General features: G+C 38.8%; 3 protein-coding genes. All 3 read right to left on the reverse strand.

Annotation, left to right across the window (positions count from 1 at the left end; translation table 11 throughout):
• Positions 1-575, reverse strand: a 575-nt coding sequence (locus AC6I5A_RS07670; protein WP_034613794.1) for a DUF499 family protein, incomplete at its 3' end; no start/stop codon positions are given.
• 438 nt (positions 576-1,013) lie between these two features.
• Positions 1,014-1,901, reverse strand: a complete 888-nt coding sequence (locus AC6I5A_RS07675; protein ID WP_034613798.1) for a hypothetical protein — start codon at positions 1,899-1,901, stop codon at positions 1,014-1,016.
• A gap of 236 nt (positions 1,902-2,137) precedes the next feature.
• The coding region (locus tag AC6I5A_RS07680; protein ID WP_034613800.1) for an EcsC family protein at positions 2,138-2,737 on the reverse strand (600 nt) is incomplete at its 5' end.

The raw sequence follows: 2,737 nt of genomic DNA on the forward strand, positions 1-2,737 counted from the left end.
GCGCATAAATCCGAATTGCCTATGGTCTTCGACTTGGCATTTTCTAGGTAGGGTGGCAGCTCATCGATCAAGATAAGCAGAGGATCACCGGACAGTAAGTTAATCCACGCAGTTTCGCCGGGGGCGGAAAGCGGAGAATAATACTGTGAAAAGGCCTCCCTTTTACCGATTTGTTCCGAAATAGAACCCCATATGCCAAACGGCGCATCGCTCTCGCGACCGGAGAAGGCAACCACCCGCACTTTGCCAATTGCTTTGTATTTCTTACTGTCCGTCATTACTTTACTGCGGAATTCGGGATTTGCGGCTAGTAGTCCAAGCGCTAGCATATTATGTGTCTTGCCGCCGCCCATTGCTTGAGTGAGCTTTACGACACCGGTTTGCCCTTGCTTGATAAAACGATTAAAGGCCGTGTCCAAAAGCGTCTTCATGCCGTCTGTTATGTAATTTTCCTCAAAGAATGAGACGCATTCAATGTTGCCCTCTATGAGATCAGACAGATTTAAGACATCTTCTCTTTTAGTTTCCTCAAATACACTTTGCCTCGGTTTACATAGTTCAAATAATGTTTTCATGTTGCTGCTCCTCCGATTCTGAGATTACCTGTTAAAGCACTGCGTTTGATACTAATATTCTTCGTTGAAAGACGGGCTGCTGGTCGCTTATTTACTTTATCGACTGACGTATTAAGTTGTTACGCCAGCCTTCCGGTCATCCACCATCTCAGCGTCATTAAAGAATTCAATGAAAACTAGCCAATCAGATGAGTGGTTTGCACCTTTTCAGGAACCATGATATAAGATGCCAGCTTTCTTGCTCCTTGTTCATCCGTTAAGAAAGCCTGATTTGTCTTTTATGCAAAAACCATAGAAGATAATTCCCCTTTAGACAGGTTCTTTCCACGAATTTCTTTCTTGCTTCGTCCAAGGGTTCCTGGTGCGTCATATAACATTCACCTATTATTTGCTCAAAACCTCACCATACGTACTCCACGAGTAGAATACACGCGCGTTTTATTTGTTCATAAACTCCAGAATTGTGAGGCTTTGATATTTGTCAGTATGCGTTTTCTTCTGTCTTTTCTCAGATTCCAGCAAATAGAATTCAAAGTTATTCCCAAGAAGTTTTGATGTATGATCAGATAATTCTTTTGCTTTTGCTTTTTCAAGTCTTTGTTCTTGTTTATAAGTAAGAATTTCTTTCTCTGTTAAGCTTAATAAATCCATAATTTGTTTAGCGTCCATTCGTTTAGGGCTATGATTTGTTTCGCCTATAATCCATTCTTTAGCTGAAAATGAAATAGTTTCAACAGGCTCACTATGATATAAAGGTGACGGGTCATCTTTTGTTTGAAATGTAATAAAATGTCTTTCGTCTTTCATATCATAATCAGGAGAATCTTTAACTGGAATCATTCGGAGGTCAGATAAATCAGGATTTTTGTATATATCATTATTATCAAAGATCATTCCGCACGCATAAACCACACTCGCATTATCTATCCTACTTAATCGTTTAAGCGTTTGATGCTGGGAAAGTCCCGTTCTTCTATTAATTTTTAATGATATCTCAGATCTATAATATGGTAGTGTATAATAATCAGGTTTATTGTTACTGGTCCTGCTCATGATACTTACTATTTTGAACTGTAAAAAGAATCCTAAATAGAATGTACTTAAAGTGGTTGCTTTGTTTTGTATGGCTTCCTTTAGTTTATTTAATAATTGTTCTTGATTTAGTGAAGAGTGCGTCCATGCCTGATCATAACCTATCCATACTTCATCTTGGGGGCTAGGCTTATGAATATTTAAAAACTTAGCTCCATATGTATTTGCGTAATATTCAATCAGCGGTTTAAAAAAATACATCTCCAATAGTGCTTCCCCGATTCTATTAGCCAATTTCCTCACTCTTTCTCTGAAATTAAGATGTCGTATTACGATGCTAGATGCAACTTAGACAAACCAAACTCTCTAGACTGAAGCCAAACCTCCTAAACTTCTAAACCAGTTATACATAGTCAACTATAATCAACCTGATAAATCAATTCCGAAATACCCATTTCCAATAAAGTCCCGAGGGTTTGCGACGTCTGGTTACTACATTCATCTTCTCTCCGATTTCGCGAGACCCTCTGTTAGACGATGTCATTACCCAGTAATAGATCAACTCTACGTTCTTTTTCAAATAGATATCTTTTATGGTAAATAAGGTTAGAACCTTGTAATATGCGATCCATGTAGTAAGAATCAGAACAAGCACCAACGAGTGCACCTAATAAAGGAACCGCTTTTTTCCCTGCTTCTTTGGGTATTCTCTTGCCTTTTTGCTCCAACATTTTTCTAAATACTCCAGCTTCTATTCCTTCTTTACCTGCATTCTGAAGTGCGTTTTCGGCAGCCCTGTTAGCTAGAGCTCTAATTTGTACATACAATAATTCTGCTCCACCTTTTCTTGCCATTTCAGCATAGGTTTTTTCAAGAGCTGCTTTGAGAGCTGTAAAATTAGCAGCTAGCATCATTTTCCCAATTAATCCAGTTAAGTTATCTAATCCCTGTTCTTTCGTCGGAGATAAACTAGATAACACCACTGAAGCCGCAAATTCTAATTCTCTAGGGTCGTCCTTGACATCGTAACCATAGTATAGGGCTGTGCTTTGTGCAGCTCTAAAATATAATAAAAAGCTTAATGCTATATTAAATGGTACACCAGGTAAACCTGGTGCTCCAGTTGCGGC

The sequence above is a fragment of the Desulfosporosinus sp. Tol-M2 genome, from assembly GCF_059735615.1.